Annotated in this window: 22 protein-coding genes; 10 read left to right on the forward strand and 12 right to left on the reverse strand. The window is 73.8% G+C overall.

Annotated elements, in window-relative coordinates:
• Positions 1-100: 100 nt before the first annotated feature.
• The 4 genes from NH602_RS08570 to nucS form a co-directional block, all read right to left on the reverse strand.
• Entirely contained in the window at positions 101-337 is a 237-nt protein-coding gene (locus NH602_RS08570; protein ID WP_083474308.1) for a hypothetical protein, read from the reverse strand.
• A 113-nt stretch (positions 338-450) separates the two neighbouring features.
• The gene (locus NH602_RS08575) at positions 451-2235 is read right to left on the reverse strand and encodes a 3-hydroxyacyl-CoA dehydrogenase family protein (protein ID WP_073578495.1); all 1785 of its coding nucleotides are present in this window, start codon (positions 2233-2235) and stop codon (positions 451-453) included.
• 139 nt (positions 2236-2374) lie between these two features.
• On the reverse strand, positions 2375-3907 hold the full coding sequence (locus NH602_RS08580; protein ID WP_374210145.1) for an aldehyde dehydrogenase family protein: 1533 nt from the start codon (positions 3905-3907) through the stop codon (positions 2375-2377).
• Between the two features lie 62 nt (positions 3908-3969).
• Entirely contained in the window at positions 3970-4629 is a 660-nt protein-coding gene (gene nucS / locus NH602_RS08585; RefSeq protein WP_073578497.1) for an endonuclease NucS, read from the reverse strand.
• A 45-nt stretch (positions 4630-4674) separates the two neighbouring features.
• On the opposite strand from nucS, the gene NH602_RS08590 reads away from it, so the two are divergent.
• A complete protein-coding gene (locus NH602_RS08590; RefSeq protein ID WP_253067519.1) occupies positions 4675-5211 on the forward strand; it encodes an NUDIX domain-containing protein in 537 nt (178 codons plus the stop codon).
• Here the strand turns inward: NH602_RS08590 and NH602_RS08595 are convergent, their stop codons facing one another.
• Positions 5212-6450: a cytochrome P450 gene (locus NH602_RS08595; protein ID WP_179761956.1), complete on the reverse strand. Its 1239-nt coding sequence runs from the start codon at positions 6448-6450 to the stop codon at positions 5212-5214. It lies immediately after the preceding gene.
• Positions 6451-6479: 29 nt separating this feature from the next.
• Positions 6480-7241 carry a TetR/AcrR family transcriptional regulator gene (locus NH602_RS08600; protein ID WP_179761955.1) on the reverse strand — a complete coding sequence of 254 codons (762 nt, stop codon included), beginning with the start codon at positions 7239-7241 and terminating at the stop codon, positions 6480-6482.
• Between the two features lie 60 nt (positions 7242-7301).
• On the opposite strand from NH602_RS08600, the gene NH602_RS08605 reads away from it, so the two are divergent.
• From NH602_RS08605 to NH602_RS08635, 7 genes are all read left to right on the forward strand, one after another.
• A complete protein-coding gene (locus NH602_RS08605; protein WP_179761954.1) occupies positions 7302-8075 on the forward strand; it encodes an enoyl-CoA hydratase-related protein in 774 nt (257 codons plus the stop codon).
• Positions 8076-8098: 23 nt separating this feature from the next.
• Positions 8099-9004, forward strand: a complete 906-nt coding sequence (locus NH602_RS08610) for a transporter substrate-binding domain-containing protein (RefSeq protein WP_073578501.1) — start codon at positions 8099-8101, stop codon at positions 9002-9004.
• 34 nt (positions 9005-9038) lie between these two features.
• The gene (locus NH602_RS08615; protein ID WP_139283051.1) at positions 9039-10235 is read left to right on the forward strand and encodes a methyl-accepting chemotaxis protein; all 1197 of its coding nucleotides are present in this window, start codon (positions 9039-9041) and stop codon (positions 10233-10235) included.
• A gap of 19 nt (positions 10236-10254) precedes the next feature.
• Entirely contained in the window at positions 10255-10539 is a 285-nt protein-coding gene (locus NH602_RS08620) for a hypothetical protein (protein ID WP_253067511.1), read from the forward strand.
• A 2-nt stretch (positions 10540-10541) separates the two neighbouring features.
• On the forward strand, positions 10542-10985 hold the full coding sequence (locus tag NH602_RS08625) for a hypothetical protein (RefSeq protein ID WP_253067512.1): 444 nt from the start codon (positions 10542-10544) through the stop codon (positions 10983-10985).
• Positions 10982-11515 carry a hypothetical protein gene (locus NH602_RS08630; protein WP_253067513.1) on the forward strand — a complete coding sequence of 178 codons (534 nt, stop codon included), beginning with the start codon at positions 10982-10984 and terminating at the stop codon, positions 11513-11515. The genes NH602_RS08625 and NH602_RS08630 overlap by 4 nt, the downstream gene beginning before the upstream one ends.
• A 205-nt stretch (positions 11516-11720) precedes the next feature.
• Entirely contained in the window at positions 11721-11867 is a 147-nt protein-coding gene (locus tag NH602_RS08635) for a hypothetical protein (RefSeq protein ID WP_253067514.1), read from the forward strand.
• Position 11868: 1 nt separating this feature from the next.
• Here the strand turns inward: NH602_RS08635 and NH602_RS08640 are convergent, their stop codons facing one another.
• Positions 11869-13887: a protein meaA gene (locus tag NH602_RS08640; protein WP_073578506.1), complete on the reverse strand. Its 2019-nt coding sequence runs from the start codon at positions 13885-13887 to the stop codon at positions 11869-11871.
• A gap of 218 nt (positions 13888-14105) precedes the next feature.
• Between NH602_RS08640 and NH602_RS08645 the strand changes: the two genes are divergently transcribed.
• Positions 14106-14438, forward strand: coding sequence for a hypothetical protein (locus NH602_RS08645; protein ID WP_062397345.1), 333 nt, complete (start codon positions 14106-14108; stop codon positions 14436-14438).
• Positions 14439-14442: 4 nt separating this feature from the next.
• Here NH602_RS08645 and NH602_RS08650 read toward each other — a convergent pair whose 3' ends face one another.
• Positions 14443-15294 carry a DUF1206 domain-containing protein gene (locus tag NH602_RS08650; RefSeq protein WP_253067515.1) on the reverse strand — a complete coding sequence of 284 codons (852 nt, stop codon included), beginning with the start codon at positions 15292-15294 and terminating at the stop codon, positions 14443-14445.
• A 200-nt stretch (positions 15295-15494) separates the two neighbouring features.
• Positions 15495-16763, reverse strand: a complete 1269-nt coding sequence (murA, locus tag NH602_RS08655; RefSeq protein WP_100878592.1) for a UDP-N-acetylglucosamine 1-carboxyvinyltransferase — start codon at positions 16761-16763, stop codon at positions 15495-15497.
• A gap of 124 nt (positions 16764-16887) precedes the next feature.
• Between murA and NH602_RS08660 the strand changes: the two genes are divergently transcribed.
• On the forward strand, positions 16888-17481 hold the full coding sequence (locus tag NH602_RS08660) for a cob(I)yrinic acid a,c-diamide adenosyltransferase (protein WP_073578509.1): 594 nt from the start codon (positions 16888-16890) through the stop codon (positions 17479-17481).
• 24 nt (positions 17482-17505) lie between these two features.
• Here the strand turns inward: NH602_RS08660 and NH602_RS08665 are convergent, their stop codons facing one another.
• The 3 genes from NH602_RS08665 to NH602_RS08675 form a co-directional block, all read right to left on the reverse strand.
• Positions 17506-18246, reverse strand: a complete 741-nt coding sequence (locus NH602_RS08665; protein WP_253067516.1) for an E3 ubiquitin ligase family protein — start codon at positions 18244-18246, stop codon at positions 17506-17508.
• Positions 18247-18307: 61 nt separating this feature from the next.
• Positions 18308-18757: a DUF2550 domain-containing protein gene (locus NH602_RS08670; RefSeq protein WP_062397354.1), complete on the reverse strand. Its 450-nt coding sequence runs from the start codon at positions 18755-18757 to the stop codon at positions 18308-18310.
• 19 nt (positions 18758-18776) lie between these two features.
• Positions 18777-19148: a F0F1 ATP synthase subunit epsilon gene (locus NH602_RS08675; protein ID WP_253067520.1), complete on the reverse strand. Its 372-nt coding sequence runs from the start codon at positions 19146-19148 to the stop codon at positions 18777-18779.
• Position 19149 lies beyond the last annotated feature (1 nt).

Here is a 19149-nt window from a genome sequence, read left to right on the forward strand (position 1 = left end):
CGCGCGGCGCGGTACGGCCGGGAACCGGCCCCGCGCGGCGCGGGACCGCCGGGAGCCGCGCCGCGCCGCCCGGTACCGCCGGGAACCGGCACCGCGCCGCTCAGTGCCGCCGGAAGCCCGCCCGCCGACGGTCGCGCGCGTTCCAGCACGGCAGGTGCCAGTGCCGCCGCTCCTCGACCCCGCGGCCGTCCTCGGCCGGCCAGGTCACCACGTGCGGCATCCCCGAGGGCAGCAGCTGGTCGCAGCCGGGGCACCGGTAGTGCTTCACGGTGGTGCCGCCCGGCACCCGGCGGACGTAGTGCTCGCCGTCGCGGCCGCTCTCCAGGTCGGTCGTCATGCCGCTGCCCAGCGGTGGTGCGACGGGACGGCCCCGCCCCCGTTCCGAGGGGCGGGGCCGTCGCGCACGCCGTCCTGCCATGTCCCCCAGTGTCCCAGGGGTGTCGGGATCCCTCAGCGCTTGGTGTAGTCCCGGAAGCCGTGACCGGTCTTGCGCCCGAGCCGGCCCGCGGTGACCAGGTGTTCCAGCAGCGGCGCGGGGGCGAACCCGGCCTGGTGGAACTCCGCGTGCAGCGAGCGCTGGATCGCCAGCGACACGTCGAGACCGACGACGTCGAGCAGCTCGAACGGGCCCATCGGCAGCGCACAGCCGGTCTTCATCGCCGCGTCGATGTCGTCGGCGGTCGCGTAGTGCGCCTCCAGCATCTTGACCGCGTCGTTCAGGTACGGGAACAGCAGCGCGTTGACGATGAACCCGGCCCGGTCACCGCAGCTGACCGGGACCTTCTTCAGCTTCTGGCACACGTCGAGGACCGTGGCGGCCACATCGCGCGAGGTGCCGATCGTGGACACCACCTCGACCAGCTTCATCACCGGTGCGGGGTTGAAGAAGTGCATGCCGATCACGTCGCCGGGGCGGCTCGTGACCGCGGCGCACTCGACGACGGGCAGCGAGGAGGTCGTCGTCGCCAGGATCGCGCCGGGCTTGCAGATCTCGTCGAGCGCGCCGAACATCGCCCGCTTGACGTCGAGCTCCTCGGCGACGGCCTCGACGACGAGGTCGACCTCGGCCATGTCCTCCAGCGCGGTGGTGCCGCTGATCCGGGCGAGGACGGCGTCGCGGCCCGCCTCGTCCAGCTTGCCGCGCGCGACCGCCTTGTCCAGGGACTTGCGCACCAGCGCGACCGAGCCCTCGACCTTGGAGTCGCTGCGCCCGCGGACGACGACGTCGTAGCCGGCCTTGGCGAACACCTCGACGATGCCCGAGGCCATGGTGCCGGTGCCGATCACGCCGACCCGCGCCACGTCGCGCAGGGTCACGTCGTCGGGCACGGCCGAGGCCGGGGTCTCACCGTCGGCGACGACGGTGGAGCTGTGCGGGGCGGAGTAGGTGTAGAAGCCGCGCCCGGTCTTCCGGCCGAGCAGCCCGGCGGTGATCATCTGCTTGAACACCGGGTTCGGCGCGTGCATCAGGTTGCGCGACTCGCCGTACATCGTCTCGAGGATCTCGTAGGCGGTGTCGAGGCCGATGAGGTCGAGCAGGGCCAGCGGGCCCATCGGGTAGCCGCAGCCGTAGCGCATGCCGGCGTCGAGGTCCTCGCGGCTGGCGTAGCGCTCGGCGTACATCTTCGCCGCGTGGTTCAGGTAGCCGAACAGCAGCGCGTTGGCGATGAAGCCGGCGCGGTCGCCGATAACGACCGGGACCTTGCCGAGGGAGTCGGCGAACGCCTGGACGTCGGAGATGACGTCGGGCTCGGTGACGACGGTCCGCACGACCTCGACCAGCTTCTGCACCGGTGCCGGGTTGAAGAAGTGCATCCCGACGACCTTGCCGGGGCGCGTGGTGCGCACGGCCAGCTCGGTGACCGACAGCGACGAGGTGTTCGAGGCGAGGATGGTGTCCTCGGCGACGACCTTGTCGACCTCGGCCAGCAGCGCGGTCTTGGCGTCCAGGCTTTCCGGGATGGCCTCGACGACCAGCTGCGCCGGCGCCAGGTCGGCCAGGGTGGTGGTCACCGTGATGCGACCGAGGAGCTCGTCGGCCTGCTCACGGGTGAGCTTGCCGCGCTCGATGGCGCGGTCGGTCGAGGCCGCCAGGTGGGCCCGGCCACGCTCCCCCGCCGCCTCGTCCACCTCGACGGCGACCACGTCGAGACCGTTGCGGGCGAAGACCTCGACGATGCCCGCCCCCATCGTGCCGAGGCCGACCACTCCGACGGTCCGGAACTCACGTGCCACGCTGCAACCTCCTGGTTCGACAACCCTGTCTTCCGCGTCGTCGCGCATCCTGTCATCCGGAAGCGCTACCAGTGGGTAACATGCGACCAGGACCACCCCGACGTGCGGGAACGGTCCTGGTCGTCGGGTGAGGGGCCCCTCAGCGCCCGTGGCGGGCCTTCACGATCCCGACCAGCGTCTGCATCGTGCGCGCGGTCCGCTTGAAGCTGGTGACGACGATCGGCATCCCGAACCGCTGCCGGGCGATCGACTGGGCGCGGGTGAACTCGCGCAGGCCGTCGGCGCCGTGGATGCGTCCGAAGCCGGACTCCCCCACCCCGCCGAAGGGCAGCGACGGGATCCCGGCGAAGGAGATCACGCCGTTGATCGAGACCATCCCGCAGCGGAGCCGCTCGGCGATCCGCTCGCCGTGCTTCGCGGAGAACACGGTCGCGCCGAGGCCGTAGCCGGTGGCGTTGGCGCGGCGGACCGCCTCGTCGACGTCGGGCACCCGGTTGACCACGACCAGCGGGCCGAAGGTCTCCTCGGTGACCGCGACGGAGTCCTCGGGCACGTCGGCGATGACGACCGGCGAGATCGACCCGCCCTGGGCGGGCACCGAGTCGGCGCCGCCGACGATCGCGCGGCCGCCGCGCTCCAGGGCGTCGGTGACGTGCCGGCGCACGATCTCGGTCTGCGACGGCATCGTCATCGGCCCGAGGTCGCCCTCGTTCGTGGCCGTGCCGACCTGCAGCTTCGACGCCGCGGCCCGCACCTTCTCCAGGAACCGGCCCGCGACGGACTCGACGACGTAGACCCGTTCCACCCCGACGCAGGTCTGGCCCGCGTTGGACATCCCGCCCCAGACGGCGGCGTCCGCGGCGGCGTCGAGGTCGGCGTCGGCGTCGACGATCAGCGGGTCCTTGCCGCCGCACTCCATGAGCACCGGCACCAGGTTCTCCGCGCAGGAGGCCATCACCCGGCGGCCGGTCGCGGCGGACCCGGTGAACGCGATCTTGCCGACGCCGGGGGCGCGGCACAGCTCGGCGCCGGTCGGCCCGAACCCGGTGACGACGGTCAGCAGCGGGTACCGACCCACCTCGGGAACGGCCTCGGCGAGCGTGCGGGCGATCTCGTGCCCGACGCCCGGGGTCAGCTCCGAGGGCTTGAACACCACGGTGTTGCCGGCGGCCAGCGCGTAGGCGATCGAGCCCATCGGTGTGAAGATCGGGTAGTTCCACGGCCCGATGACGCCGACGACGCCCAGCGGCCGGTACGCCACCGACGCCGCCTGGTTCGCCATCAGCAGGCCCGGGGACACCGAACGCTTCCCGAGCACCTTCGCGGCGTTGGCCGAGGCCCAGTCCAGGTGGTCGATGGCGAGCACGACCTCGAGGCGGGCGTCGTCGAGCGGCTTGCCGGTCTCGGCGGCGACGACACCGGCGACCCGGTCGAGCTGCGCGACCAGCACCTTCTTCCAGGCCGCGAGCCGGCGACGGCGTTCGGCGAACCCGAGCACGTCCCACCACACCCCGGCCTCGCCGGCGTCACGGACGGCGGCACGCACGTGCTCACCGTCGTGGACGGGGTAGCGGGCGAGCTCCTCCCCGGTGCGCGGGGAGAGGGACGCGAAGTCCCCCGAGGCGGGCACGGCGGCGGTCGTGGGGGCGGAGTCAGCGGCGGTGGCACTCACGTGGTCAGGCTAGACGCCGTGGCAGGGCCCGGCCGGGCCCGCGCTGGCCCGGCGGGGCCGCCTCAGAACAGGAGCAGGTCGTCGCGCGCCATCCCGCGCAGTGCGTCGTAGTCGACGGTCACGCAGCGGATACCGCGGTCGACGGCCAGCGTGCGGGCCTGCGGCTTGATCTGCTGGGCCGCGAACACCCCGTGCACCGGCGCGAGCAGCGGGTCGCGGTTCATCAGCTCCAGGTACCGGGTGAGCTGCTCGACGCCGTCGATCTCGCCGCGGCGCTTCACCTCGACCGCGACGTGCGCGCCGTTCCCGTCGCGCAGCAGCAGGTCGACCGGGCCGACGGCGGTCATGTACTCGCGGCGGACCAGCGTGTGGCCCTCCCCGAAGGTCTCCGGGTGCGCGGCGAGCAGCTCCTGCAGGTGCGCCTCGACGCCGTCCTTGACCAGGCCGGGGTCGACGCCGAGTTCGTGGCTGGAGTCGTGCAGCACCTCGTCGATGGTGATGACCAGCGACTCGTCGGCCTTGTTCTTCACCGTCCACACGCCGGGCTCCTCGGTGAGCCAGCACGGTGGCGACATCCAGTTGAGCGGCTTGTAGGCGCGGTCGTCGGCGTGGATGCTCACCGAGCCGTCCCGCTTGACCAGCAGCAACCGGGGGGCCATGGGCAGGTGGGCGGTCAGCCGTCCGACGTAGTCCACCTGGCAGCGGGCGATGACGAGACGCACCCGGCTCACTGTAAGGCCGGGTGGAGGGATCATCCTGGGCGGGTGATCGAGCAGACCTCGAGCCGCCGGGTGTACGCCAACGACTGGATGACCGTCCGGGAGGACGGCATCCGGCGTGCCGACGGCACCGGGGGGATCTACGGCGTCGTCGACAAGCCCACCTACGCACTGGTGATCCCCCGCGACGACGACGGCCGTCTGCACCTGGTCGAGCAGTACCGCTACCCGGTGGGCGGCCGCCGCTGGGAGTTCCCGGCGGGCACCGCGCCCGACCGGGCCGACGTGGACCCGGCCGAGCTGGCGGTGCGCGAGCTCGTCGAGGAGACCGGGCTGACCGCGGCGCGGATGACCCTGCTCGGCACGCTGGACTGCGCGCCGGGCATGTCCAGCCAGCGCGGTCACGTCTACCTCGCGACCGGGCTGACCGCGGGCCCGCCGCGCCGCGAGCACTCCGAGCAGGACATGCGCGCCGCCTGGTTCACCCCGGCCGAGCTGGCGGCGATGGTGGGCCGCGGCGAGCTCACCGACGCCCAGTCCCTCGCCGCCTGGACACTGCTCACCCTGTACGACGCGGGCACCTGATCACCCGGTGAGCACCGGCAGCGCCGCCACCCGGCTGAACCCGGGACGGGGCAGCCAGGCGACCTCCGCGGCCGGCACGGCGAGCCGCAGGCCGGGGAAGCGTTCGAACAGCGTCCGGAAGGCCACCTCGCCCTCCTGTCGGGCCAGCGCCGCGCCCAGGCAGTAGTGCGCGCCCTGTCCGAACCCGAGGTGTCCCTCGCCCCGCCCGGTCTCCCGGGCGACGTCGAGCTCGTCGGGCCGGTCGTAGGCGCGCGGGTCGTGGTTGGCCGGCAGCAGCCCGGCGATGACCGGGGTCCCGGCGGGCACGACGGTGCCGCCCAGCTCGACGTCGACGGTCGGGTACCGGAACTGGGTGAACTGCACCGGGCCGCGGGCGCGCATCAGCTCGTGTACCGCGCCCGGCCAGCCCGCCGGGTCGGCCCGCAGCGCGGCGAGCTGGTCCGGGGCGCCCAGCAGCGCCAGCACGCCGTTGGTGACCAGGTGCGCCGTCGTCTCGTGCCCGGCCATGACGATCGCGAAGATCATCGTGACCATCTCGCGGTCCGAGAGGCGGTCGCCGTCGTCGTCCTGGGCGGCGATCAGGGCGCTGACCAGGTCGTCGGCGGGCTCGGCCCGGCGGGCGTCGACGAGGGCGTGCACGTGGGCGATCGCCGCCCGCAGCGCGGGCCCGGTCCGCTCGCGGTCCATCGTGGTCAGCACCGCTCCCCATTCGTGCCACTGCGGGCGCTCGGGCTCGGGCACCCCGACGAGCTCGCAGATCACGGTGATCGGCAGCGGGTAGGCCAGCGCCTCCACCAGGTCCACCGGCGCGCCACCGGCCCCGGCGGCGGCGACCTCGTCGAGCAGGGCGGCGGTGATCTCCTCCACCCGCGGGCGCAGCGCCGCCACCCGCTTCACCGTGAACGCGCGCGACACGAGCTTGCGCAGCCGGGTGTGCTCGTCGCCGTCGGTGGTGAGGATGTTGCGCACCAGGTAGCCCGCGACGTCGTCGGGCACCCCCATCGTCGCCATGATCTTCTCGCGGGTGTCCGGCCCACCGGCGAGCGCCGGATCGGTCACGAACCGCGGGTCGGTCAGGACCGTGCGGACGTCGTCGTAGCGGGTGACGAGCACGGCGGGCGGGCTGCCCAGCATCGTCACGGTGGTGGTGGGCGCCTGCTCGCGCATCCGCCCGTAGGCGGTGTACGGGTCGGCGGTGACGGCCGGGTCCATCAGGTCCACGGCACTCGGTGCGGCCATCTCGGGACTCCTCTCCTCGCGCGCCCGGGTCAGCGGACGCGACGTCTCCACTCCGCGTCGATGTGCTCGACGAGCGGCCGGTACAGACCGGCGACGGCCGCGGCGACCTCCGAGGCACGGGCGACCGGGGCGGGCCCGGTCAGCAGGCGGGCCACACCGTGTTCGATCAGCTCCGCGGTGCGCCGCGGATCGGTGGGGGCGAACGGGCTCGCCGCGCTCTCGGTGAACAGGTAGCCCCAGGTCAGCGCACCCCAGGCGTGGATCTGCTCGTCCGGGGACAGCGCGTCGTCGACGAGGCCGGCCGACCGCAGCACCCGGAAGTGCTCGCGCACCACGGTGTCCCGGCGGCGGCCCAGCTCCCCGAGGGTCCCGGCGGCCTCGTGCGCGAGCCGGCCGAGGACCTCACCGTCGCCCAGGTACAGCGCACGCGCCACCTCGTCGGCGCGCAGCCGCTCGTACAGCTCGCGCGACATGCCCCAGGGCAGCGCCACGACGGGCTCGACGAGCATCCGGTCGGCCAGGTCGGCGAACAGCCGCCGCTGCGAACGCAGCAGCACGGTGAGGAACAGCGCCTCCTTGGTGCGGACGTGCAGGTAGACGGTGCCCTTGCCGACCCCCGCCCGGTGCGCGACGTCCTCGACGGTCACCCCCCGGTAGCCGCGGCGCACGAGCAGCTCGGCCGCCGCGTCGAGCACCCGCTCCATCCGCGTGGTGTCCTCCGCCGCGACCACGTCCGGTACCGCCACCGCTCCCCCGTTCCTCGGCGTGACCGGATCAACGAATCCGGTCACCAGGTCACCGTAGCGCGTCCGCCCCTCGGCGACGAGCGGATTCCGGGCTACCGTCGGTCCATGACCGACTACGAGCACCTCCTGGTGAAACAGGACGGCGACACGGTCCGGATCACGATGAACCGCCCGCAGCGCCGCAACTCCCTCACCGAGGACCACCTGCGCGAGCTGCTGGACGCCTTCGAGAGCGCCGGACGCAGCGACGCGACCGGGATCGTGCTCGCCGGGGAGGGCAAGGCCTTCTCCTCGGGCCACGACTTCGGCGACGTCGCCGCCCGCGACCTCGCGGGGGTCCGCTCCCTGCTGCGGCTGTGCACGACGGTCATGCGCACCGTGCAGGAGGTGCCGCAGGTCGTGATCGCCCGGGTCCACGCGACGGCCTGGGCCGCGGGCTGCCAGCTCGTCGCGTCCTGCGACCTCGCCGTCGCCGCGGAGTCCGCGACGTTCGCGCTGCCCGGCGGCAAGGGCGGCTGGTTCTGCCACACCCCGGCCGTCCCGGTCGCGCGGAACATCGGCCGCAAGCGGCTGATGGAACTGGCCCTGACCGGGGACCCGATCGACGCGGCGACCGCCGCCGACTGGGGCCTGATCAACTACGCCGTCCCCGACCACGACCTCGACGCCCGCGTGGACGAGCTGCTCGCCCGCGCGACCCGCGGGAGCCGGCTCTCCAAGGCCGTCGGCAAGCAGACCCTCTACGCCCAGCTCGACCGTCCCGAGGCCGACGCCTACAGTGTCGCGGCCGAGGTCATGGCGTCGATGTCGCAGTCCGGGGGCGCCCGCGAGGGCATGGCGTCGTTCCTGGAGAAGCGGGCCCCCGAGTGGACCGACTGATCGACACCTAGGCTCGCGGGACCATGCAGATCCGCACCACCACCCGGCTGAGCCGGCGGCGCCTGCTGGGGGCGGCCGCCGCCCTCGGCGGGACAGCGCTGGCCGGGCCGCTGCTGGGCGGCTGCGGAGGGCCGTCGGACCCGCTGTCCCGGCTCCGAGCCGGCGGCGACGTCGTCGTCGGGCTGTCCGGGGAGCGCCCGTTCGGCTACACCGACGGCTCCGGCCGGGCCACCGGGGAGAGCCCGGAGGTGGCCCGCGCGGTGGTCACCGACCTCGGCGGCAGCGGCCTGGCCGCGGTCCAGACGAAGTTCGACCAGCTCGTCCCCGGCCTGCTCGACGGCCGCTTCGACGTCATCGCGGTCGGACTGACGATCACCGCGCTGCGCTGCCAGCAGGTCGCGTTCTCCCGCCCCGACTACGTGGCGGGTACCGGCCTGGTGGTCCCGGCCGGGAACCCGCTGGGCGTCGCGACACTGGCCGGAGTCCGCCGGTCCGGGGCGACGCTGGCGGTGCTCGACGGCAGCGCCGAGCAGGAGTACGCGCTCGCGGCCGGCATCCGGGCCGAGCACATCGTCACCGTCGACTCGCAGGGCGCGCTGGTGCGCGAGGTCGCGAACGGCGGTGCGCAGGTGGGGGCGCTCACCCGCATCTCGCTGCTCGACGAGGTCCGCCGCAACGCGGGCATCGGTCTGGAGGTGACCGCCGCGTTCGCCCCCGAGGTGGCGGGACGACCGGTCGTCGGGGCAGGGGCGTTCGCGTTCCGCCCCGCCGACGGTGCCTTCCGCGACGAGTTCGACCGCGGGCTCACCGCGCTGCAGGACTCCGGGCGCTGGCTGGAGCTCGCCGCGCCGTTCGGGTTCACCGCGGCGAACCTGCCGCCACGCGATCTCACCGTCGACGAGCTCTGCGCCCGCACCCCCGACTCCTGAGCCGCGCCGCCGCCGGACTGGAATGATCCGGGCCATGGCGCTGCGCATCGCGGGTATCGACGTTCCCGGCCCGTCCGACCTGCTCTCCGGCGCGGCCTCCGTGGTCGAGGCGACCGGCGACCTCGCCGGGACCGTCGCCGGGCTGCCCGCCCGGGCCGGGGAGCTGCTGGAGGAGGTCGGCTCGCTGGTCGGCCGGATCGGCACGATCGCGACCCGCGCCGAGCAGCTGCTCGACCGGGTGGACGGCGTCGTCGACCGGGCCGAGGGGCTGATCGGGACCGTCGACACCGTCGCCGGGGAGGCGACCGAACTCGTGGCCCGGGTCCGGCCGGTCGCGGACCAGGCCGAGGCGCTCGTCGCCCGGGTCACCGGCGTCGCCGGGAACGCGGAGGAGCTGGTCGGGCGGGTCACCGGCGTCGCCGGGAACGCCGAGGAGCTGGTCGGGCGGGTCACCGGCGTCGCTGGGAACGCCGAGGAGCTGGTCGCGCGGGTCACCGGCGTCGCCGACGAGGCCGACACCCTGATCCGCAAGGTCACCACCGTGTCCGAGCAGGCCGACGGCCTGGTCCGCCGGGTCACCACCGTCTCCGACGAGGCGGGCGACCTGGTCCGGCGCGTCACCACGGTGTCCGAGGAGGCGGGCGACCTGGTCCGGCGGGTCACCACGGTCTCGCAGAACGCCGAGGGCATCGTCGAGCAGGTATCGGTGGTCACCGGGAACGCGAGCGGGCTGCTCGCGCGGGTGGACACGGTCACCGGCGAGGCGGGCGGACTCATCCGGACCGTCGGCGAGATCAGCGAGCGCGCCGGCGGCCTCATCGGGCAGGTCGAGACCGTCACCACCGACGCGACCGGTGTCGTCACCGCGGCGAAGGCGGTGTCCGACCGGGCGGGCGAGGTCGTCGGGCAGGCCGCGGGCGCCAGCGAGCAGGCCGGTGAGCTGCTGGACCTCTACGGCCCGCTGGCCCGCCGGGCGGCTCCGCTGGCCCAGCGCTTCGTCGACGAGCTCTCCGAGGAGGAGGTGCGCGCCGCGATCCGGCTGGTGGACCAGCTGCCGAAGTTCACCGAGCACATGGAGGAGGACATCATGCCGATCCTCACGACGCTCGACCGTGTCGGACCGGACGTGCACGAGCTCCTGGACGTGCTCAAGGAGGTCCGGCAGGCGATCATCGGGATTCCCGGCTTCAAGCTGCTGAGCCGCCGGGGCAGTGAGAAGGACGAGAGCTGATCCACCGGGAGGACCGGGCGTGGACCGGATCTGCGGCGAGCAGACGTTGTACGCACGGACCCTCGAGAGCAGCGCGACGTTCGGTCCGTGCCAAGGCCGTGAGGTCGTCTTCGGCCGCAAGCGGCCGCTGGTGCACCGGGCGCTCGGCGACCTGCGGATCAGCCGTGAGCACGACCTCCTGCGCTTCGACGACGGCCGGTGGTGGGTGCACAACGGCGGCCGACCGCGATCCGGCTGCCCGCGGGCACGGAGCTGCGCCCGGGCGATCCACCCGTGCCGCCGGCGGCCGGCCACACGCTGCTGACCGTGCTCGGCTCCCCCGGGCGCGGGCACGCCCTGGAGGTTCGGGTGAGCGGCCCGGAACCGGGTGGCACCGGCGCCCTCCCACCCGACGCGCACACCTATGAGCCCCCGGTCTGGCCGCTGGAACCCGACGAGCGCCGGGTCGTCGTGCTGCCGGCCCGGCGCCATCTGCAGGGCGACTCCCGCCCCACGCCCCAGCGCTGGCGGCAGGTCGGGGAGGGCATGCAGGCGCTGGACCCGGAGGCGGGCTGGACCCACCGACGGGCCGAGCACACCGTGCGTGCGGTCCGCGAGCGGCTCTCCGCCGCGGGTGTCGCCGGGCTGCTCGCCGAGGAGGTGGAGCCGCCGGTCGGCGACGCGCTGAACGAGAACCTCGTCGCCGAGCTCGTCCGCAGCCGCACGATCACCGCGGCCGACCTCGACGCACTGGACCGGGAGACACCGTGAGCACGGTCCTGGTCCCGGGCACCGTCGTCGCCGGGCGCTACACCGTCGGCGAGCGGCTCGGCGCCGGCGGGACGGGAGTCGTGCACCGGGCCCGGGACACCGTGCTGCCGCGCGACGTCGCGCTCGAGCAGGTCCTGCTCCCCGACGACCGCGACCCGAGCGGGTCCGACGGGTCCGGTCCGGCGGCGACCCGGCGGCTGCGCCGGGAGGCCGCGGTCGCCGCGCAGCTGCACCACGGCCGGATCGTCACCGTCTTCGACGTCCTGGAACTCGACGGCGGCCCGCTGCTGATCATGGAGAACGTGCCCGCGGAGAGCCTCAAGGCGTTGCTCCTCCGATCCGGACCGCTGCCGTCCGGCGTCGCCGCCCGGATCGGGGCGCAGGTGGCCCCGGACCGCGCGCCCCCGCCGAAGCGGCCGCGTCGTCGGCGGCGGCCACCCTGGCCCACGGTGTACCCCGCCGCACACCGCCCACGCCGAGCGCGCTGTGGGCTGCGGACGGGTGCACCCTGCTGCGTCCGGAGGACCTGACCGTGCTGCCCGGGCCGATCCGCTCGGAGTTCTTCCGCGACGTCGCGGGCCGGCGGTGCGGCTGGGACGCGGGCGACGCCGACGACGCCCTGCAGATCACCCTGTCCTTCGACCGCTACGACGACCCGCGGGGCACCGACGCCGGCCGGGTCCCGGCACCGGCACCTGGACACGCGCCGACGGCGACACCGCCTGCAACGCCGAGATGCCCGTCCGGGACTTCGTCGGCAGCAACGGGCGGCCCATGTCGGAGGTGCTGCGGGTCACGACCGCCGAGGGCGGCCTCGGTACCGGCGAGCTGTGCGACCTGGCCGCCCGCCTCGCCGGTACCGCGCGCACGCGGCTGGGCTGACTCAGTCCAGCCCCTGGGACCGCCGGATCAGGGTGACGATCTCGTCCATCATCCCGGTCAGCCGGAAGTTCTTCGGTGTGAAGACCGCCGCGACCCCGCCCTCGCGCAGCCGCTTCTCGTCCTCCGGCGGGATGATCCCGCCCACGACGACCGGGACCTCCCCGGCACCGGCGTCGCGCAGGCCCTGCACGACCGCGGGCACGACTTCCAGGTGCGACCCGGACAGCACCGACAGCCCGACGGCGTGCACACCCTCCTGCACCGCGGCCGCCACGATCTGCGACGGAGTGAGCCGGATCCCCTGGTAGACGACCTCGAACCCGACGTCGCGGGCGCGGACGGCGACCTGCTCGGCGCCGTTGGAGTGGCCGTCCAGGCCCGGCTTGCCGACCAGCATGCGCAACCGCTGGCCCAGCTCGTCACCGGTGGCGCGGACCCGCTCGCGGACCTCGGAGATCTCGGTGGCGCCCTCGCCGGACATGCTGGCGCCGGCCACCCCGGTCGGGGCCCGGAACTCGCCGAACACCTCGCGCAGCGCTCCCGACCACTCGCCGGTGGTCACGCCCGCCTTGGCGCAGTCGATCGAGACCTGCATGAGGTTCTGCTCGGTCTTGGCCGCGTCGCGCAGCGCCCGCAGCGCCTCGTCGACGGCGTCCTGGTCCCGCGCGGCGCGCCACTCGCGGATCGCCTCGACGGCGGACCGCTCGGTCGCCGGGTCGACGGTGAAGATCGCCTCGGCGCCCTCGGCCTGCAGCGGGCTCGGCTCGGTCGTGTCGAACTTGTTGACCCCGACCACGACCTCGTCGCCGGACTCCAGCCGGCGACGGCGGGCGGCCAGGGAGTTGACCAGCTCGCCCTTCATGTAGCCGGACTCGACGGCCGCGACCGCCCCGCCCATCTCCTGCACCCGGTCGATCTCGGCGCGGGCTCCCTCGACGAGCTCGGACACCTTCGCCTCGACGACGCGGGACCCGTCGAAGATGTCCTCGTACTCCAGCAGGTCGGTCTCGTAGGCCAGCACCTGCTGCATCCGCAGCGCCCACTGCTGGTCCCAGGGCCGCGGCAGGCCCAGCGCCTCGTTCCAGGCGGGCAGCTGGACCGCACGGGCCCGGGCGTCCTTGGACAGGGTCACGGCGAGCATCTCCAGCACGATGCGCTGGACGTTGTTCTCCGGCTGTGCCTCGGTCAGGCCGAGCGAGTTGACCTGCACCCCGTAGCGCAGGCGCCGCTGCTTGGGGTTCTGCACGCCGTAGCGCTCGAGGGTGATCTCGTCCCAGAGCCTGCCCAGCGCCCGGAGCTTGCACATCTCCTCGACGAACCGGATGCCCGCGTTGACGAAGAACGAGATGCGCCCGACCACGTCGCCGAACTTCTCCGGCGGCACCTGCCCGGAGTCGCGCACCGAGTCGAGGACGGCGATCGCCGTGGACAGCGCGTAGGCCAGCTCCTGCGTCGGTGTGGCCCCGGCCTCCTGCAGGTGGTAGCTGCAGATGTTGATGGGGTTCCACTTGGGGATCTCGCCGACCGACCAGGCGACCATGTCGGTGATCAGCCGCAGGCTGGGCCCGGGCGGGAACACGTAGGTGCCCCGCGACAGGTACTCCTTGACGATGTCGTTCTGGGTCGTCCCGGCCAGCTTCGCGCGGACCTCGGCGTAGTCCAGGCCGGACTGCTCCGCCTGCTCCTCGGCGACGGCCACGTACAGCGCGAGCAGCCACATCGCCGGGGCGTTGATCGTCATCGAGGTGTTGGCCTCGGCGACCGGGATCCCCTCGAAGAGCGTGCGCATGTCACCGATGTGGCTGACCGGCACGCCGACCTTGCCGACCTCGCCCTTGGCGAGCTCGTCGTCCGGGTCGTAGCCGGTCTGGGTCGGGAGGTCGAAGGCCACGGACAGACCCGTCTGCCCCTTGGCCAGGTTGCGGCGGTAGAGCTCGTTGGTCTTCTCCGCCGAGGAGTGACCGGCGTAGGTGCGGATCACCCACGGACGGTCGCGCTCACGATCGGTGGGGTACGGCACCGGAACCTCCGTGTCGTCGCGGGAGCACAGTCGGCACTGCCTGTGATGCGGACAGAGACTACTCGTCAGTAGCCGGCGACGGGCACGGAGTCGTCCCTCGTCACAGTCGGCGTGTTCGGCAAAGTACGCGACGCGCGCGGGAAACCGAGCGCTGGATCGGTTCACCACCCGACCCCTCGGACAGGGCGCGTCGCCCGTCCGGGTGCGACCATCGGCGGATGGAGCTCGACCTGGTCCCGCGGCTCGGCGCCGTCATCGGCCTGGCGGTGGTGCTGCTGGTGCTCGGGCTGCTGCTGCGCTGGACCTACGGCCACCAGAAACACCACGCGCTGCCCACCGACGACCCGGACGACCCGGTGGCCACCGGGCTGCTCACCGAGGTCTCCCGGGTACCGGGCCAGGAGGCCGCCCGCGTGCTGCGCGACCGGCTGCGCTCCGAGGGCATCCGCGCGACGACCTCGCGCGCCGACGGCGGCGGCTGGGCGCTGCTCGTCTTCCCCCGCGACGTGAAGGACGCCCGCGTGGTGCTGAGCCGCCGCTCCCTGGACTGAGCGCTCAGTCCACCCGGTGGTAGCGGGCGTCGAGGAAGCAGAACACCCCGTAGCAGGCGATCCCGACGCCCACCGCGACCAGCAGGAACACCCCGTAGGGCTGCTCGCGCAGCGTCTTGAGCGCCGAGTCCAGCCCGTTCGCGCGCTGCGGGTCGAAGGTCAGCGCGGCGACGCCCAGCAGGATGCCCAGCACACCGATCGCGATCCCCTTGGCGATGTACCCGGCCTGCCCGGTACGGGCGTTGATCCGCCGCAGCCGGCTGTCGGCGCCGCCGAGGTCCTGGTCCTCGGTGAACTTCTTCCGGTAGCCGTTCCAGGCCATCACGCCGCCGCCGACCAGCACACCCAGCCCGACGAGCGCGGTGAGGACCTGCCCGCCCGGCAGGCCGAGCAGTCCGGCGGTCGCCCGCCCACCACCGCCGCTCGAGGCGCGCCCGCTGACCGCGGTGGTCGCCGCGGTGACGGCCAGCACGGCGTAGACGACCGCCTGCCCGCCGGCGACGACCCGCTTCACCGTCCGCTTCGTGCTGTCGCCGACGTAGTGGAAGCCCCACACCGCCGAGACCGTCCGCCACAGGACGACCGCGGCGAACCCGACCACCAGCACCCACAGGAACACCCGGCCCGCCGGCTCGGCGGCGATCGCCCCGAGGGCGCCGCTCTGGTCGGCCTGCCCGCCCGAGCCGAGCGCGATCTGGACGGCGAGCCAGCCGATCAGCAGGTGCAGCACCCCGTTCGCGGCGATGCCGACCCGGGCGGCGACGCGCACCGGTGTCGAGTGCGCGGCGCCCCGCGCCCCGCGGCCCGCTCTGCGGCCGGCCTGCGAGACGTCCGCGGCGTCGGGGGTGCTCACCATGACGGGCCTCCTCGTCGAGTCGACGCGAAGGGTGGCACGGCGCGGACCGGTCCGCCGGGCTGGTGGGCCGTTCGGAGCAACGGCGAGGCCGCACCCGGGCCGTGTCGCGCCGAGGGGTGTCGCCCACCCCGGCCGGTTCGCCGCCGGGTACCGGCGCCGCCACGGCGAGCCGCCGTCGGCGCCCCTGCGGGGCCGAGCGTCTACCGCTCCGGCTCGCCCGCGACCCGCCGGATGTCGGCGCCGAGCGCGGACAGGTTCTCCACGAACCGCGGGTAGCCGCGGTCGATGTGCGCGACGTCCCAGACCTCGGTCGTGCCCCGTGCGCACAGCCCGGCCAGCACCAGCCCGGCGCCGGCCCGGATGTCGCTGGCCCACACCGGCGCGCTGGACAGCTCCGGCCGCCCCCGTACGACGGCGTGGTGCCCATCGGTGCGGGCGTCCGCACCCAGGCGCACCATCTCGTCGACGAAGCGGAAGCGCGCCTCGAACACGTTCTCGGTGATCATCGACGTGCCCTCGGCGACGGCGGACAGCGCGATCGCCATCGGCTGCAGGTCCGTCGCGAAGCCCGGGTAGGGCAGCGTCACGAAGTCGACCGCCTCCGGGCGGCCGGGCATCGCGACCGAGAACTCCTGCTCGGCGGTGGCGATCTCGGCGCCCGCGCTGCGGAGCTTGTCGAGGACCAGGTCGATGTGGTGCGGGTCGACGCCGCGCACGGTGACCTCGCCCCGGGTCATGGCGGCCGCGAACGCCCAGGTCGCACCGACGATCCGATCCCCGATGACGCGGTGCGTGGTCGGCTGCAGCCCCGCGACGCCGTGCACGGTCAGCGTGGAGCTCCCGACGCCCTCGAGCTTCGCGCCCATCTGTTGCAGCATCACGCAGAGGTCGACGATCTCCGGCTCGCGGGCCGCGTTGTCGATCACCGTCGTGCCCTCGGCGAGCACCGCGGCCATCAGGATGTTCTCGGTCGCGCCGACGCTCGGGAAGTCCAGCCAGATCTGCGCGCCGTGCAGGTCGCCCGCCGTCGCGGTGACGCTGCCGTGCACGATGTCGGTGGTCGCGCCGAGCTTGCGCAGCCCGTTCTGGTGCATGTCCAGCGGCCGCGAACCGATCGCGTCGCCCCCGGGGAGCGGGACGACCGCCCGCCGGCAGCGCGCGACCAGCGGCCCGAGCACGCACACCGACGCGCGCAGCTTGGAGACCGAACGGTAGTCGGCCTCCGCCCCGGGGTCGGCGGGCACGTCGATGTGCACGGTCGACCCCTCGATCGCGACCGTGCAGCCCAGGCTTCGCAGGACGTCGGCCATCAGCGGCACGTCCAGGATCTCCGGGCAGTTCTCGAGCGTCGTCCGTCCCTCGGCCAGCAGCGCCGCCGCCATGAGCTTGAGCACGCTGTTCTTCGCCCCGACGACGTCGACGGACCCGCTCAGCCGGGCCCCGCCGTTGACCGCGAAATGCTCCACCACGACCGGAACGGTAACGGGACCGTCACCACGCCGGATGCCCGCCCCGGACGGCCCTGACCCTTCGGACCGTCCGGCGCACCCCCGCATCTGGTCGCCGAGGCACCGGCGCCCCTAGCCTGTCGGGGTGGCGGTGCATCTCACGCGGATCTACACGAAGACCGGCGACGACGGTACGACGGCCCTGGGCGACTTCAGCCGGGTCCGGAAGACCGATGCCCGGCTGGCGGCCTACGCCGACACCGACGAGGCGAACGCCGCGATCGGGGTCGCCGTGACCGTCGGGGGACTCCCGGAACGGGTCGTCGACCCGCTGCGGCAGATCCAGAACGACCTGTTCGACGTCGGTGCCGACCTGTGCACCCCGATCGTCGAGAACCCCGAGTACCCGCCGCTGCGGGTCACCGAGGGCTATGTGACCCGGCTCGAGGGCTGGTGCGACGAGTTCAACCCCGAGCTGCCCAAGCTCAACTCCTTCATCCTCCCCGGCGGCACCCCGGGCGCGGCGTACCTGCACGTCGCCCGGACCGTCGCCCGGCGTGCCGAGCGGTCGGTGTGGGGCCTGCTGGAGGTCGACCGGGAGCACACCAACCCGCTGACCGCGCAGTACCTCAACCGGCTCTCGGACCTGCTGTTCATCCTCGGCCGGGTCGCGAACCCCGACGGCGACGTCCTGTGGCAGCCGGGCGGCCCGCACGGAGCACCGACCACGGACACCTGACCGGACCCGCTCCGGACGGCCCGCTCAGGTCAGCACCGCCACCAGCAGCGCGACGACGGCGCCGCAGCCGAAGGCCACGGCACGCCGCATCGCGGTGCCGCTGCGGCTCCGGCTGCGCTCCGGGTGGTCGTCGCGCTCGGCGACGGTGAGCGTGAGCGGGTGGTCGGCCGCGGCGGACAGCCGTACCCGGTCCCCGGACAGCCGGGCCTCCCCCACCACGGTGAGCCGGGCGCCCGGCTCGATCCGCCACTCGGTGCGCTCACGGGCCACCGTCGGGTCGACGAGGCGGAACAGGCCGAACTCGCGGCCTTCCCCGTCGTCGGTGACCCGGCGGCGCTCGGCGACCGGGATCTCGGTGTGCGCGTCACGGGGGTCGACCACGACCTCCGCGGTGCCGTCGGTCAGCCGGAACGGCCGCTCCCGCCGCTGCTCGGCGACGACCTGCCGTTCTTCCCGGTCGTCCCGGCCGCGGGAGAGCGCCTCCTCGACGAACCGGAACCAGACCGAGTCGACCCCGGTCAGCGGGGCCGGGCGCGCCTCGTCGTCGAGCGGCTCGACGGTGCCGGACAGCGACACCACCTGACGGAACGCCGGGGCGTCGAGCTCGTCGCGGACGGACCCGGCCATGGCGACGAGCTCCGCGACCGTCACCGGGGTCGCGGCCAGGCCGCGCGTCCAGCGGGCGTGCCCCTCGCGGGCCTCGCGGAACGACGTCCACGCCAGCCGGCCGAGAATGCCCGCGAACGCCAAGAAGACCAGATCCACGGCGGCGGCATAGAACGGACAGAACGGACGACAGGTCCGTAGAGCTACCGATCCGGCGAGGTCAGGACGCCTCGCGGTAGCCGTGCCCCTGCCCCGGCGGGGTGGACTCCAGCCAGGCCATGAAGCCGGTGCGGACGCCCGCCGACATCGCCAGCTCGACGTCGATGCCCCGGCCCGCGGCGTCGCGGCCGCGGCAGCGCAACACCTCGACCGCCATCGGGATCGCGAACTCCTCCGACCGGTGCGGCGGCCGCCGGTCCACGATCTCCAGGTCGGCCCGGTCCATCACGACGGTCGCACCGATCCGGAAGCTGGTCAGGCGGTACCAGGCGAACCGCTCGCCCTCGTAGCGCCCGACGCCGAAGTGCCAGTCCGTGACAGCGAAACGGCGGCGCAGACACAGGTCCACACCGCCGTTGCGCATGAGTCGTACCCGCCGTACGGCGAGCCAGACCAAGGGGACGACCAGGCACAGCAGCAGAACTCCGACGAACGCCGCGATGAGCTCCACTGCCTGCCCGGTCCCCGTGCTAGTTCGCCTCGGCCGCCCGAAGGCGGGCCTCGGCCCGGGCGATCGCCGCTCTGCCCTCGTCGGTGGACGAGTCGGCGCCGTCGCGCGCCCGCCGGGCCCGATCGACATCGATCTCGTCCGCCTGCTCGGCGAACTCGGCCAGGATGGACACCCGCTCCGCCGACACCGACAGAAACCCGCCGTGCACCGCGATGGTGCGCTTCGAGCCGTCGGTGGAGTCGATGCGGACGACCCCGGCCTCTTCCATCTGGGCCAGCATCGGCTGGTGGCCGGGCAGGATGCCGACCTCGCCGACCGTGGTCCGGGCGAGCACGAAGCGTGCGTCGCCCGACCACAGCCGGCGCTCCACGGAGACCAGCTCCACGGTCATC

It is taken from the genome of Pseudonocardia sp. McavD-2-B (genome assembly GCF_024124365.1).
GTDB classification, from domain to species: Bacteria; Actinomycetota; Actinomycetes; order Mycobacteriales; family Pseudonocardiaceae; genus Pseudonocardia; species Pseudonocardia alni.